Consider the following 13723-nt stretch of genomic DNA (forward strand, 5'->3'; position numbering starts at 1 on the left):
GTCAGGGGGTTCCTTCCGACGTAGGGGCCGCCACGGGTGCGGAGAGGTCCTGCGCCTCGGGGAGTCCTTCCACGTCGACGCCCCGGACCTGGGAGAGTTCGTGCTTGAGGGCGGCGAGCTCGGTGCCGCCGGCCATGTGGTTGGTCAGTTCCTCCAGGCTGACCTCGCTGCGGGCGGCGGACAGCTCCAGGGTGCCCAGCCGCAGCACGTTGAACTGGTCACCGACCATGTAGGCGTGGTGGGGGTTGTGGGTGATGAAGATGACGCCGAGGCCGCGGTCGCGGGCGGCGGCGATGTACTTCAGGACCACGCCGGACTGCTTGACACCGAGGGCGGCGGTCGGCTCGTCCAGGATGAGCACCCGGGCGCCGAAGTAGACGGCGCGGGCGATGGCCACGCACTGGCGCTGGCCGCCGGACAGGGTGCCGATGGGCTGTTCCAGGTCGTCCAGGACGATGCCCATGTTGCGCAGCTCCTGGTCGGCCGTCTTCTTCATGCGGGCGATGTCGAGGCGGCGGACCGGCCAGGGGCCCTTGGTCATCTCGGACCCGAGGAAGAAGTTGCGCCACACCGGCATCAGCGGGACGGTCGCGAGATCCTGGTAGACGGTGGCGATACCGCGGTCGAGGGCCTCGCGCGGGGTGCTGAAGCGCACCGGCTGCCCGTCCACGAGGAACTCGCCCTCGGTGTGCTGGTGCAGCCCCGAGATGATTTTGATGAGGGTGGACTTGCCGGCGCCGTTGTCGCCGAGGACGCAGGTCACCCGGCCGGGCAAGACGTTCAGGTCCACGCCGTGCAGGGCGCGGATGTTGCCGTAGGACTTGCCGGCCGCGCGCAGTTCGACGAGGGGCGTGTCCTTCTCGGGCACGGTGTCCGCGAGGATCGCGCCGTGTGTTCCGCTGCTGGTCATGTCGCCTCACCTCCTCGTCGCGGTGCGCTGCACGTACAGGTTGATCAGGACCGCGCCGAGGAGCATCACCCCGAGGAACGCCTTGAACCAGTCCGGGTTCCAGCCCGCGTACACGATGCCCTGGTTGACCATGCCGAACATGAACGCGCCGAAGACCGGGCCGATCGCGGATCCGTAGCCGCCGGTGAGCAGGCAGCCGCCGATGACAGCCGCGGCGATGTAGATCAGCTCCTGGCCGACGCCCTCGCCGGACTGCACGGTGTTGAAGGAGAACAGGTTGTGCATGCCGACGAACCAGGCGCCGAAGCCGACGGTCATGAACAGCGTGATCTTCGTGAAGTTCACGGGCACGCCGACGGCCCGGGCGCTGTCCTTGTTCCCGCCGACGGCGAAGATCCAGTTGCCGTACTTGGTGCGCAGCAGCACCCAGGTGGCCAGGGCCGCGAAGACCAGCCACCACACCACCGTGATCTTCACCTGGACCCCACCGACGTCGAAGGAGGAGGCGAAGACCTTTCTCGCCCCCTGGAAGCCGTCCATGTCGCTGATGTCGTCGGTGGCGACGTTGCCGGTGACGAGTTTGGTCACCGCGAGGTTGACGCCCTGGAGGATCAGGAAGGTGCCGAGGGTGACCAGGAAGCTGGGCAGCCCCGTTCTCACCACCATCCAGCCGTTGAAGGCGCCGATGCCGAGGGAGACGATCAGGGCGACGACCACGCCGGTCCACACGTTCATGCTCAGCTGGAAGCTCAGCATGCTCGCGGTGAGCGCCGAGGTGATCACCGCGACGCCGGCCGACAGGTCGAACTCTCCGCCGATCATCAGCAGCGCCACCGGCAGCGCCATGATGCCGATGGTCGATGACTGGTAGAGCACCGTGGCCATCGAGCTGCCCTGGCGGACGGTCGGGGCCGCGATGAGGAAGAAGATCAGGACGGCCACGGCGCCGAGGAAGACGCCGACCTCGGGCCGCGCGAGCAGCCGGAACACCAGGGAGCGCTGCCGGGTGCGGCCGTCGGAGCCCCGGGGGCCGGGGGCCGGCGGTGTCCCCACCGCCGGCGCAGCCTGCTGGGTCATACCGATCACCGGGTGCCCTTCGCGGCGAAGTTCGCGACCTGGTCGACGTTGGACTTGTCGACGAAGGCCGGACCGGTGAGCACCGGCTGCTCGCCACCGCCGCTGTAGTTGCCGTTGTTCTTGTAGAGCCACAGGGAGTCGACCGCCAGGTAGCCCTGGAGGTAGGGCTGCTGGTCGACGGCGAACTGGATGGTGCCGTTCTTGATGGCCTTGGTGAGGTCCTTGTTGAGGTCGAAGGTGGCGACCTTGGCCTTGCTGCCGGCGTCGCCGACCGACTGCACCGCGGTCAGCGCGAAGGGCGCGCCGAGGGTGACGACGTAGTCGATGCCGGTGTCCTGCTTGAGCTTGGCGGTGATCGTCGACTTCACGGACGGCATGTCGGTGCCGTTGACATAGAGGTTCTGCACGGAGCCGGAGAAGGTCTTCTTGACACCGTCGCAGCGCTGGGTCAGGCCGATGTTGCCCTGCTCCTGGATGACGCACACGGCGTTCTTGGCGCCCACCTCGTTGAGCTTCTTGCCGAAGGCCTCGCCGGCGACGGTCTCGTCCTGGCCGAAGAACTCCAGCAGGCCGAGCTTCTTCCAGTCGCTGACACCGGAGTTGAGGCCCACGACGGGTATGCCGGCGCTCTTGGCCTTGGCGACGGCGCCCTTCATGGCGTCCGGTTTGGCGAGGGTGACGGCGATGCCGTCGACCTTCTGGTCGATCCCGTTCTGCACCAGGTTGGCCTGGTTGCCGGCGTTGGGGTCGGCGGAGTAGATGAGCTTGATGTTGTCCTTGGCGGCCGCGGCCTCGGCGCCCTTGCGGACGATGTCCCAGAAGGTGTCGCCGGGCGACTGGTGGGTCACCAGCGCGACCGTCATCTGCGGGGTGTTGGCCTTGCCGGCGGAGGCCGCGGCCCCTCCTTCCTCGGACTTCTTGCCGCCGGAACTGCTGGAGCAGCCCGCGAGGGCCAGGGCCGCCGCCGCGGCCAGGGCCACGACCGGGGCGAGTCTGCGGGAGTGAGAAGAGCGGTCCATCTTTCCTGCACCTCACTGTGCGACGTGTGCGACGGGGGAAGACGTGTGCGACGGGGAAGGGAGGGGATCGAGAGCCGTGTCCCACGGCTGTTGCGCTGGGACGGGATACAAGTCGCTGCGGCGCCCGCTGTCAATACTTTGTTAAGACATCATTTCACGAGCAGGTCCGAATGTAAGTACAAAGTATTGACAGTGTCGGCTTCGGCCACCTACACCTGGGAGGCGGCAGGCCCGCCGGTACGTGGTCGATCCCTACCCCAGGGGCGCGGGCGTAGCCCTGACGCGGAAACGGAGCGACGTCTTGACTCTCAGCATCCCCGACCTCGCCGCAGTTCGCGCGCGGCACCCGGAGGCCGTCGCCGAGGCCGCCGCCCGCCGCGTCCGGCGGCCGCTGCTGAACGGCTCCGGGCGGCTGATGATCGTCGCCGCCGACCACCCGGCCCGGGGCGCGCTCGCCGTCGGCGACCGGGACCTGGCCATGGCCAACCGGGCCGATCTGCTGGAGCGGCTGTGTACGGCGCTGACCCGGCCCGGGGTCGACGGGGTGCTCGCCACCGCCGACGTCCTGGAGGACCTGCTGCTGCTCGGCGTGCTGGACGGCAAGGTCGTGATGGGCTCGATGAACCGCGGGGGGCTCGCGGGCGCCGCCTTCGAGATGGACGACCGGTTCACCGGGCACCGCCCCGCCGACCTCGCCCGGCTGCGCTTCGACGCGGGCAAGCTGCTGCTGCGCATCGACTACGACGACCCCGGCTCGCTCACCACGCTGGAAGCCACCGCCCGCGCCATCGACGAGATGGCGTCCCTGCGGCTGCCGGTGTTCGTCGAGCCGTTCCTCACGCGCCGCGTGGCCGGCCGGATCCGCAACGACCTGTCCGCGCCGGCCGTCACCCGGTCCATCGCCATCGCCTCCGGCCTCGGCGGCACCTCCGCGTACACCTGGCTCAAGCTGCCCGTCACCGACGACCCCGACGACATGGGCGAGGTGCTGCAGGCCTCGACCCTGCCCGCCGTGCTGCTCGGCGGTGACGTCGGGGACGACCAGGACGCCGCCTACGAACGCTGGCGCAAGGCGCTCGGACTGCCCACCGTCCACGGCCTGGTCGTGGGCCGCTCGCTGCTCTACCCGGCCGCGGGCAGTGTGGAGGAGGCGGTCGACACGGCCGTCGGACTGCTGTGAGGCGCCGCCGGGGAAGGTCTGCTGTACGGGCGTGCCGTCAGAGGTCCGCTGTACGGCGCGTGCTGTGAAACGGAGGAGTTCATGACGTACCACCTGCCCGCGGGCAAGGCGGCCGCCGGGCCCTACGCCGTCGACATCGGCCCCAAGGAGGCCGGCTGGGGGTACTCCGCCCTGCGGGTGCTGGAGCTGCCCGCCGCCGGCTCGCACACCTTCGACACCGGTGACAGCGAGTGGATCGTGCTGCCGCTCGGCGGCTCCTGCACGGTCGCCGTGGCCGACGACTTCGGCCACCACACCTTCGAGCTGGCGGGCCGGGCGGACGTCTTCAGCGGGGTCAGCGACTTCGCCTACGCCCCGCGTGACGCCCGCGCCACCGTGACCTCCGCCGCCGGCGGCCGTTTCGCGCTGACCGGCGCCCGCTGCGCCCGCCGGCTGCCCGCCCGCTACGGGCCCGCCGCCTCCGTACCGGTCGAGCTGCGCGGCAGCGGGAACTGCTCGCGCCAGGTCAACAACTTCGCGGCGGCCGGCGTCTTCGACTGCGACAAGCTGATCGCGGTCGAGGTGCTCACCCCCGGCGGCAACTGGTCCTCCTTCCCGCCGCACAAGCACGACGAGCACCGTCCGGGCGAGGAGTCGGTTCTGGAGGAGATCTACTACTTCGAGTTCGCCGCCCACGCCGCCACACCCGGCCTCGGCTACCAGCGGGTCTCACCGTCCGGGCGGGGCCGCGGAACGGACGTGCTGGCCGAGGTCCGCGACGGCGACGTCGTCCTCATCCCCGACGGCTGGCACGGGCCGTCCATGGCGGTGCCGGGCCACCACATGTACTACCTCAACGTCATGGCCGGTCCCGAGGCCGAGCGGTCCTGGCTGATCTGCGACCACCCCGACCACGCCTGGATCCGCGACACCTGGCCCGCACAGCCCGTCGACCCCCGACTGCCCCTCTACACCGCCCCGGAGACGTCCCGATGAGCGCCCGCACCCTCCGTCTGACCACCGCCCAGGCCCTGGTGCGGTTCCTCGCCGCCCAGTACACCGAACGTGACGGCGTGCGCCGCAGGCTGATCGCCGGCACCTGGGGGATCTTCGGTCACGGCAACGTCGCCGGGATCGGCCAGGCACTCGTCGAGTACGCGGACGTCATGCCGTACCACCAGGGCCGCAACGAGCAGGCCATGGTGCACGCGGCCGTCGGCCGGGCCCGCCATCTGAACCGGCTGTCCGCCATGGCGGTGACGACGTCGATCGGCCCGGGCGCCACCAATCTGGTCACCGGCGCCGCCCTGGCCACGATCAACCGCCTGCCGGTCCTGCTGCTGCCCGGCGACTACTTCGCCGCGCACCCCGCCGACCCACTGCTCCAGCAGCTGGAGCACCCGGTCGAGGCGGATGTGTCGGTGAACGACGCTCTGCGACCGGTCTCCCGCTACTTCGACCGGATCACCCGCCCCGAAGCCCTCCTCGTGAGCGCGCTGCAGGCCGCGCGGGTGCTGACCGACCCGGCCGAGACCGGGGCCGTGACGCTGGCCCTGCCGCAGGACGTGCAGGCGGAGGCGTACGACTGGCCGGTGGAGTTCTTCGCCGAGCGCGTGTGGTTCGTACGGCGGCCTGCGCCGGACCCCGTCGAACTCGCCGAGGCCGTCCGGGAGATCCGGGCCGCGTCCCGCCCGCTGATCGTCGCGGGCGGCGGCGTCCACCACAGCGAGGCCGAGGAGGCGCTGCGCGCGCTGGTGGACGCCACCGGCATCCCGGTCGCCTCCACACAGGCCGGCAAGGGCTCGCTGCGTTACGACCACCCGGCCGACGTGGGCGGCATCGGCCACACCGGCACGGCCGTGTGCGACGACCTCGCCCGCACCGCCGACCTGGTGATCGGCGTCGGCACCCGCTACTCGGACTTCACCACCGCCTCCGGGACCCTCTTCCGCGATCCCGGCGTGCGGTTCGTGAACCTCAACATCACCGCCTTCGACGCGCACAAGCTCGCGGCGCGCACGCTGGTCTGCGACGCGCGCAGCGGTCTGGAGCGGCTGGCGGCGGCGCTCGCCGGGCACCGCGTGGACACGGCGTACGAGGCGGAGTACCGGGAGGGCAAGGAGCGCTGGGAGCGGGTCGTGGACGGCGCGTTCCGCGCGGCGGACGACAGCGCGGTGCCGACGCAGACGCAGGTGCTCGGCGCCCTGGACGGCGTCGTCGGCGACACGGACGTGGTGATCAACGCGGCCGGTTCGCTCCCCGGCGACCTGCACAAGCTGTGGCGGGCGCGCAGCCCGCGCCAGTACCACCTGGAGTACGGGTACTCCTGCATGGGCTACGAGATCCCGGCCTCGATCGGTGTGCAGCAGGCCGCGCCGGACACGGTGGTGTGGGCGCTGGTGGGCGACGGGACGTATCTGATGATGCCGACGGAGATCGTCACCGCCGTCCAGGAGGGGCTGCCGGTCAAGCTGGTGCTGATCCAGAACCACGGCTACGCCTCCATCGGCGGCCTGTCGGAGGAGACCGGCGGCGAACGCTTCGGCACCGCCTACCGCCACCGGGCCGCCGACGGCACGTTCACCGGGCCGCCGCTGCCGGTCGACCTCGCGGCGAACGCGGCCAGCCTCGGCATGGAGGTGCTGCGCGCCAAGACGGTGGCCGAGCTGCGCGAGGCGCTGGCCGCCGCACGCTCCGCGGACCGGCCGACCTGCGTGTACGTCGAGACGGACCCGGCGCCGACCGCGCCCGGTGCCGAGGCCTGGTGGGACGTGCCGGTCGCCGAGGTGGCGGGCCGTGAGGCCGCGGTCGCCGCCCGCGCGCGCTACGAGCAGCGGGTGGCCGACCGCCGCCGCCACCTGTGAGGGGGGAGCCATGACGCAGTCCCGCACCGAGGGGCCCGGCACGGACGCGGTGGACTTCGCCCTGGACCGGGCCAGCCCGGTTCCGCTCTACCACCAGCTGGCCCAGCAGCTGGAGGCGGCCATCAGCCGCGGCGTGCTGGTCCCGGGCAGCCTGCTCGGCAACGAGGTCGACCTGTCCACCCGGCTCGGCCTGTCCCGCCCGACGGTCCGCCAGGCGATCCAGTCCCTCGTCGACAAGGGCCTGCTGGTGCGGCGCCGCGGGGTGGGCACCCAGGTGGTGCACCGCCAGGTCCGGCGCCCGCTGGAACTCAGCAGCCTGTACGACGACCTGGAGGCGGCCGGGCAGGGACCGTCGACGCGGGTCGTGCGCCACGAGCGGGGGCCGGCCAGCGCGGAGGTGGCCGCCGCGCTGGGGATCGGCGAGGGCGACGAGGTGATCGTGCTGGAGCGGCTGCGGCTAACGCACGGCAGGCCGGTGGCGCTGCTGTGCAACCACCTGCCGGCGGCACTGCTCGATCTCGACACGGCCCGGCTCGAGACGACGGGCCTGTACCGGCTGATGCGCGCGGCCGGCATCACCCTGCACAGCGCCCGGCAACGCGTCGGCGCCCGCTGCGCGACGGCCACGGAGGCGTCCCGTCTGGACGAGCAGCAGGGCGCCGCGCTCCTCACCATGCAGCGCACGGCCTACGACGACACGGGCCGCGCGGTGGAACACGGCACCCACATCTACCGCGCGTCGCGCTACTCGTTCGACTTCCAGTTGCTGGTACGGAACTAGGGGAGCCGCGGCGGCCCGGGAGGAGGCCGGTGGTGGGCGGGCCCCGGTGGGCCCGGGAGGAGGCCGGTGGTGTCCGGGCCCCGGTGGGCCCGGGAGGAGGCCGGTGGTGGGTGGGCCGCGGCACTTGACGGGCCGCCGCGGGCGGAGCAGAGTCGAGATATACGTCGTAAACGTACACCTATACCGTGCGCGAAGGAGCCGGGTCCATGAGCGCACCGTCCACGATCCTGGTCACCGGCGGGGCCGGTTTCCTCGGCAGCCATATCTGCGTGGACCTGCTCGACCACGGCTACGAAGTGATCGTGGTCGACAACCGGTCCCCCGCCCTGAGGCAGGTCCTGGCCCGCGTCGAGCAGCTCGCGGGCCGGTTCGTCGGCGCCGTGTACGAACTGGACATCCGCGACCGCCGCGCGCTGTCGGCAGTGTTCGCCCGGCACGCGATCGACGCGGTGGTGCACTTCGCCGCCCTGACCTCGGCCCGGACCTCACTGAACAGGCCGGTGGAGTACTACGACGCCAACCTCGGCGGCACCACCACGCTGCTGCGCTCGATGCACGAACACGGGGTGCGCCAACTGGTGTTCTCCTCCACCTGTTCCCTCTACGCGCCCGCCGAGCAGGGCACCCACACCGAGAGCGACCCGATCCGCCCGGAGGACCCCTTCGCGGCCTCCAAGTGGGCCTGCGAACAACTCCTCGCCGACGTCTGCCTGCGCCGGCCGGAGTACACCGTGGTGTGCCTGCGCCACTTCACGCCGGCCGGGGCACATCCGAGCGGGCTGCTGGGCGGGGGCGGTCCCGGCACCCACGACTCCCTGCTGCCGTCGGTGGCACAGGTCGCCGCAGGCCGGCGCCGGCGGGTGCGGGTGTACGGCGGTGACTACCCCACGCCCGACGGCACGGCGGTCCGCGACTACGTGCACGTGCTGGACGCCGTCGAGGCGCACCGGCTGGCGCTGAACCATCTCGCCGACGCGCCGGGGCTGCACGTGTACAACCTGGGCAGCGGACGGGGCGTCTCGGTGCTCGAGGTCGTCGCCGCGTTCTCCCGGGTGTGCGGGCGTGCGCTGCCGTACGAGGTGGCCCCGCCCCGGCCCGGGGACGCGGCGCGGCGGGTCGCGGACGCCGGGGCGATCGGCCGGGCCTGGGACTGGAGCCCGAGTCGCGGCCTGGACGACGTGTGCCGTGACGCCTGGCGCTACCAGCGTCTCCGGCAGGTCGGTTACGGCGACTTCGTCCGCCCTTCCGGGCCCGGGGATGAGTGAGCACCGGCGCCGTGGACTCGGCCTGGGGCCGGCGCCGAAGATGCGCCTCGGAGCCCGGCGTGCCTAGGATCGGTATTCAGATGTTTTCTCCAGGTTGACGCTTTCCCCGCAGCCCGGTGTCCTCCGAGTTGGGAGGCGCTTGCCAGTGCTGCCGACCCGCCGGCTGCCGGCCGCCTATCTCGCGACGATCCTGGTTGCCACCTGTGTCTACCTGCTCGTCCCCGCCCTGCGGACCCCGCTGTGGGCGCTGATCGGGCTGGGCGGTGTGCTGGCCGTCCTCGCCGGAGTCCGGCGCAACCGGCCCGCCGTGCGCTGGCCGTGGCTGGCGCTCGCGGCCGGGCTGCTGGCCTTCGCCGCCGGCGACACGTACTACAACGCTTCGGAGCAGTACTTCCACGCCTCCAACCCGTTCCCCTCCCCCGCCGACGCCTGCTATCTCGCCGTCTACCCGCTGCTGGCTGCGGGGCTGTTCGGGCTGGTCCGGCACCGCTGGGTGGGCCGCGACCTGCCGAGCCTGCTCGACTCGATGATCGTCACCGCGGGGGTCGCTGTGCCGGTCTGGGTGTACCTGGTGCAGCCGCTGGCCGGCCAGGATCAGCTGACCTGGCAGCAACGGGCGATCAGCGTCGCCTACCCGCTCGGGGACCTGCTGGTCCTCGGAATGCTGGCCCGGCTGCTCGTGCCGGGGGGCGTCTCCGGCCCGAACCGGGCGGTGCAGCTGCTGGTGCTGGGCACCGTCACCCTGCTGTGCTTCGACATCACCTACGGCTTCCTCCAGCTCAACGGCACCTGGCAGACGGGCACGGCGCTGGACTGGGGCTGGGTCGTCTTCTACACGGCCTGGGGCCTGGCCGGGCTGCACCCCTCCATGGCCGAGCTGACCGCCGCAGAGCCTCCGCCGCAGTCGCTGCTCCTGCGCTGGCACCGGCTGGTCCTGCTCACCGCCGCCACGCTGATCGCCCCGGCGCTGCTCCTGGTGGAGGAGCGGATGGGCCGGGTGCACGACGCGACGGCCCTGGCCGTCTTCTCGACGCTGATGTTCCTGCTGGTGATCTTCCGCCTCACGGTCATGGTCGTCGCGCACCGCAAGGCGCTGGCCCGTGAGCAGACCCTGCGCACGGCGACCGTCGCGTTGGTGGCCGCCATAACCCCGCAGGAGGTCGCAGTGGCGTGCGCGCGGGCGGTCGGCAGCCTGTTCGGGCCGGAGGCACCGCACCGCTCCCTGATGCTCACCGCGCGGCAGGCCGAGGAGCTGTACGCCTCCCTCGATTGCCCGCGCGCCCGCGCCGGTGGCGTCGAGCCGTCGCAGCGCTCGCTCTCCGTGCCCGTGGAACGGCTCGGCCCGCGGTTCGCCACCCGGCTCAACGGGCTGCCCCGCGCGCTGGTGTGCCCGACGGCGGCGCCCGACACCGCCGAAGGACCCGAGCCGGCGGGCGCGCTGGTGGCGGCCGGGCCCGAGCGCCGGATAAGTGAGGTGCGCGGTTCCCTGGAGATCCTCGCCTCGCACGCGGGCCTCGCCTTGGAGCGCGTGGCGCTGCGGCAGGAGATCGTGCGCAAGGAGAGCGAGGCGTACTTCCGGACGCTGGTGCGCAACACCTCGGACGTCATCCTCATCGTCGACGAGGACACCACCGTGCGGTACGCCAGCCCCTCGGCCCGGGCGGTCTTCGGCCGCAGCGAGCTGGCCGGGACGGCGCTGCGGGACCTGGTGGCGCCCGGCGACCGGGACCGGGTGGACCGCACCCTGGGGTTGCTGGGCCGGCAAGGGCGCCACGAGGCCCACGACCACTGGTGGGTGCTGCGCGGCGACGGCCGCGTCGAGGTGGAGGTGCGCTGCAGCGACCTCCGGCAGGACACCACCGTGGGCGGCGTGGTGGTCACCCTGCGGGACGTGACGCAACAGCGGCAGCTGGAGCAGGAGCTGACCCAGCGGGCCTTCCACGACCCGCTGACGGGTCTGCCCAACCGCACGCTGCTGCTGGAGCGGACCGCCCGTGCCCTGCTGCGCGGCCGCCGGGAGTCCACGCTGACCTGCGTGCTCTTCCTGGACCTCGACGACTTCAAGACCGTCAACGACACCCTGGGGCACTCCACCGGCGACCGGCTGCTGAAGGCCGTGGGCGAGCGGCTGGCGCACACCCTGCGACGTACCGACACGGCGGCTCGGCTCGGCGGGGACGAGTTCGCGGTGCTGATGGAGGACGCCCGGCAGCCGCTGGACGCCGAGCTGCTCGCTGCCCAGCTGATCCAGGCCTTCAGCCGCCCCTTCCATCTGGGCGACGAGGCGGTCACCGTCTCCGCCAGCGTGGGCTTGGCCACCGCGCTCGACAGCTCCGACGCCGAGGAACTGCTGGCCCTGGCCGACATGGCGCTCTACGCGGCCAAGGCGGCAGGTAAACGCCAGTGGCGCCGCTTTCTGCCCCAGCTGCGGGTGCGGGTGGCGCAGCGGCACGATCTGCTCGCCCATCTCGACGACGCGATCGCACAGGAACGTTTCTCGCTGTCCTACCAGCCCGTCGTCGACCTCGCGGAGTCGCTGCCGCCGGTGGTCGGTTTCGAGGCACTGGTCCGCTGGCCGCACGCGCCGGGCGGCCTGGTGCCGCCCGAACAGTTCATCCCGCTCGCCGAGGAGACCGGCCAGATCGCGCCGCTGGGCGCCTGGGTGCTGCGCAGCGCCGTCTCCGACATCGCCCGGCTGCAGCGCCGCGTCCGGCCCGCCGCGCCGCCGTACGTCAGCGTCAACGTCTCCAGCCGGCAGTGGCGCGACCCCGGGTTCGTGGGGGCGGTGAGCCAGGCGCTGGACACGGCGGCTCTCGACCCGCGCTCCCTGCAGCTGGAGCTCACCGAGTCCGTGCTGATGCAGCGGGACCAGCAGATCGACTCCGCGATCGGCGGGGTCAGGGGCCTCGGGGTGCGCATCGCGGTGGACGACTTCGGCACCGGGTTCTCCTCGCTGCGTTATCTGCGGGAGTTCCCCCTCGACGTACTGAAGATAGACAAGACGTTCATCGACGACCTGCCGCGCGACCCGCGGCAGGTGGCGCTCGTCGAGGGGATCGTCCGGATCGCCGACACCCTCGGCCTGACAGTGATCGCGGAGGGCATCGAGCAGCAGGCGCAGCGGGAGCTGCTGGCCGACATGGGCTGCCGGTTCGGGCAGGGCTACCTGTTCGCGCCCCCGATGCCGCTGGACGAGGGGGAGGCCGTGCTGCGGCGGGCGGCGCCCGTGATCACGGCACGGCGCCCGGGCCCGGCCGAGGGCGCCCGGGCGGCACGGGCGGGTCCCGCAGCGGCCGCCGGGGAGACCTCTCAGGTCCCGGCGCCCCCGGCGAGCACGCCTGCGACGACCGCGTCCCCGGGCAGCGGGACAGCCCTCGAGAGGGGACACAGCACCATGGACGCAACGCTCGCGCCCCTGGCGCCGGTCCGGCGCGACCCCCGCTGGGCGGACCTCGATCATCTGCGCCACACGAGTCGGATGAGCGACGCCGTACTGGACGAGGTGCGCGGCCGGCACATCCGCTGCGGCGAACACTGGCTGATCGATTTCGCGTCCTGCAACTACCTCGGCTTCGACCAGGATCCGGACATCATCGAGGCGATCGGCCCGACCGTGCGGGACTGGGGCATCCACCCGAGCTGGTCGCGTCTGCTGGGCAGCCCCCGGCTGTACCCGGACATCGAGGAGCGGCTCACCGCGCTGCTCGGCGCCGAGGACACCCTGCTCCTGCCGACGGCCACCCTCATCCACCACGCGGTGATCCCGCTGCTGGCCGAGCAGGGGGATGTGTTCGTGGAGGCCACCGCCCACCGCACGGTGTACGAGGGGTGCGTGTCGGCCCGCGGTCAGGGTGCGAGACTGCACCGGTTCCACGCGGACCGGCCGGAGCAACTGGACGCGCTGCTGCGGGACGCGCCGTCCGGCACCCCGCGTCTGGTGTGCATGGACGGCGTGAACAGCATGAGCGGCAACGTGTTCGATCTGCCGGTTCTCGCCGGCATCTGCCGGCGGCGCGGCGCCACGCTGTACATCGACGACACGCACGGCTTCGGTGTCATCGGCGAGCGCTCGCCGACCGAGCCGTGCCCGTACGGCTCGCGCGGCAACGGCGTGGTCCGGCACACCGGTACGTCCTACGACGGGATCGTGCTGGTGGGCGGCTTCTCCAAGGCGTACTCGTCGCTGCTGGCCTTCCTGGCGCTGCCGAGCGCGCTGAAGGACCATCTGAAGATCGCGGCCGCCCCCTACCTGTACTCCGGCCCCTCCCCCACCGCCTCGCTGGCGACCGCCCTGGCCGGTCTGGAGGTCAACGACCGCCGGGGGGACACCATCCGCGCCGATCTGTACCGCAAGACGGTACGGGTGCTCGACCTGGTGCACGCGCTGGACCTGGACACGCCGTGCGAGGGCGAGCTGCCCATCGTGGAGATCCCGCTGGCGGACCCGGCCGAACTGGAGGCGGTCGCCGACTTCCTGTGGGACCACGGCGTCTACGTGACTCTCGCGGCGTATCCGCTGGTGCCGCGCCGGCAGGTCGGCTTCCGTGTCCAGGTCACGGCGCTGAACTCCGACGACGACATCGACCGGCTCGGCGAGGCGCTGACCGGGCTGGACGCGCGGGGCGCACTGCGGCACCGCGGCTGAGGC

The 13723-nt window shown here is 72.1% G+C and carries 9 protein-coding genes; 6 read left to right on the forward strand and 3 right to left on the reverse strand.

The window, feature by feature from the left end; genetic code table 11:
- Window position 1: 1 nt before the first annotated feature.
- The 3 genes from AB0J12_RS11255 to AB0J12_RS11265 are packed head-to-tail and all read right to left on the reverse strand — an operon-like array spanning window position 2 to window position 3006.
- Window positions 2–910 (reverse strand): ATP-binding cassette domain-containing protein, encoded by a 909-nt coding sequence (locus AB0J12_RS11255; protein WP_363264003.1) that lies wholly within the window; start codon window positions 908–910, stop codon window positions 2–4.
- A 6-nt stretch (window positions 911–916) separates the two neighbouring features.
- The gene (locus tag AB0J12_RS11260; RefSeq protein ID WP_363264173.1) at window positions 917–1993 is read right to left on the reverse strand and encodes an ABC transporter permease; all 1077 of its coding nucleotides are present in this window, start codon (window positions 1991–1993) and stop codon (window positions 917–919) included.
- Complete coding sequence (locus AB0J12_RS11265) at window positions 1993–3006, reverse strand: sugar ABC transporter substrate-binding protein (RefSeq protein WP_363264004.1); 1014 nt, start codon at window positions 3004–3006, stop codon at window positions 1993–1995. Before AB0J12_RS11265 ends, AB0J12_RS11260 begins: the two co-directional genes overlap by 1 nt.
- Before the next feature lie 301 nt (window positions 3007–3307).
- On the opposite strand from AB0J12_RS11265, the gene AB0J12_RS11270 reads away from it, so the two are divergent.
- The 6 genes from AB0J12_RS11270 (at window position 3308) to AB0J12_RS11295 (ending at window position 13720) form a co-directional block, all read left to right on the forward strand.
- Window positions 3308–4186 (forward strand): deoxyribose-phosphate aldolase, encoded by an 879-nt coding sequence (locus AB0J12_RS11270; RefSeq protein ID WP_363264005.1) that lies wholly within the window; start codon window positions 3308–3310, stop codon window positions 4184–4186.
- A gap of 81 nt (window positions 4187–4267) precedes the next feature.
- Entirely contained in the window at window positions 4268–5161 is an 894-nt protein-coding gene (iolB, locus tag AB0J12_RS11275) for a 5-deoxy-glucuronate isomerase (RefSeq protein WP_363264006.1), read from the forward strand.
- Complete coding sequence (gene iolD / locus AB0J12_RS11280; protein WP_363264007.1) at window positions 5158–7029, forward strand: 3D-(3,5/4)-trihydroxycyclohexane-1,2-dione acylhydrolase (decyclizing); 1872 nt, start codon at window positions 5158–5160, stop codon at window positions 7027–7029. Before iolB ends, iolD begins: the two co-directional genes overlap by 4 nt.
- Before the next feature lie 10 nt (window positions 7030–7039).
- Complete coding sequence (locus AB0J12_RS11285; protein ID WP_363264008.1) at window positions 7040–7810, forward strand: GntR family transcriptional regulator; 771 nt, start codon at window positions 7040–7042, stop codon at window positions 7808–7810.
- Between the two features lie 206 nt (window positions 7811–8016).
- Window positions 8017–9075 carry a UDP-glucose 4-epimerase GalE gene (galE, locus tag AB0J12_RS11290; RefSeq protein ID WP_363264009.1) on the forward strand — a complete coding sequence of 353 codons (1059 nt, stop codon included), beginning with the start codon at window positions 8017–8019 and terminating at the stop codon, window positions 9073–9075.
- Window positions 9076–9220: 145 nt separating this feature from the next.
- The gene (locus tag AB0J12_RS11295; RefSeq protein ID WP_363264174.1) at window positions 9221–13720 is read left to right on the forward strand and encodes an aminotransferase class I/II-fold pyridoxal phosphate-dependent enzyme; all 4500 of its coding nucleotides are present in this window, start codon (window positions 9221–9223) and stop codon (window positions 13718–13720) included.
- The last annotated feature ends 3 nt before the right edge of the window (window positions 13721–13723 follow it).

The organism is Streptomyces sp. NPDC049915, assembly GCF_040656475.1.
In the GTDB taxonomy this organism is placed as follows: Bacteria; Actinomycetota; Actinomycetes; order Streptomycetales; family Streptomycetaceae; genus Streptomyces.

What these genes read in the sequence shown, in the direction of transcription:
- AB0J12_RS11255 (WP_363264003.1), bottom strand. Translation starts at nt 910, where the DNA reads ATGACCAGCAGCGGAACACACGGCGCGATCCTCGCGGACACCGTGCCC.
- AB0J12_RS11265 (WP_363264004.1), bottom strand. Translation starts at nt 3,006, where the DNA reads ATGGACCGCTCTTCTCACTCCCGCAGACTCGCCCCGGTCGTGGCCCTG.
- iolB (WP_363264006.1), top strand. Translation starts at nt 4,268, where the DNA reads ATGACGTACCACCTGCCCGCGGGCAAGGCGGCCGCCGGGCCCTACGCC.
- iolD (WP_363264007.1), top strand. Translation starts at nt 5,158, where the DNA reads ATGAGCGCCCGCACCCTCCGTCTGACCACCGCCCAGGCCCTGGTGCGG.
- AB0J12_RS11285 (WP_363264008.1), top strand. Translation starts at nt 7,040, where the DNA reads ATGACGCAGTCCCGCACCGAGGGGCCCGGCACGGACGCGGTGGACTTC.
- galE (WP_363264009.1), top strand. Translation starts at nt 8,017, where the DNA reads ATGAGCGCACCGTCCACGATCCTGGTCACCGGCGGGGCCGGTTTCCTC.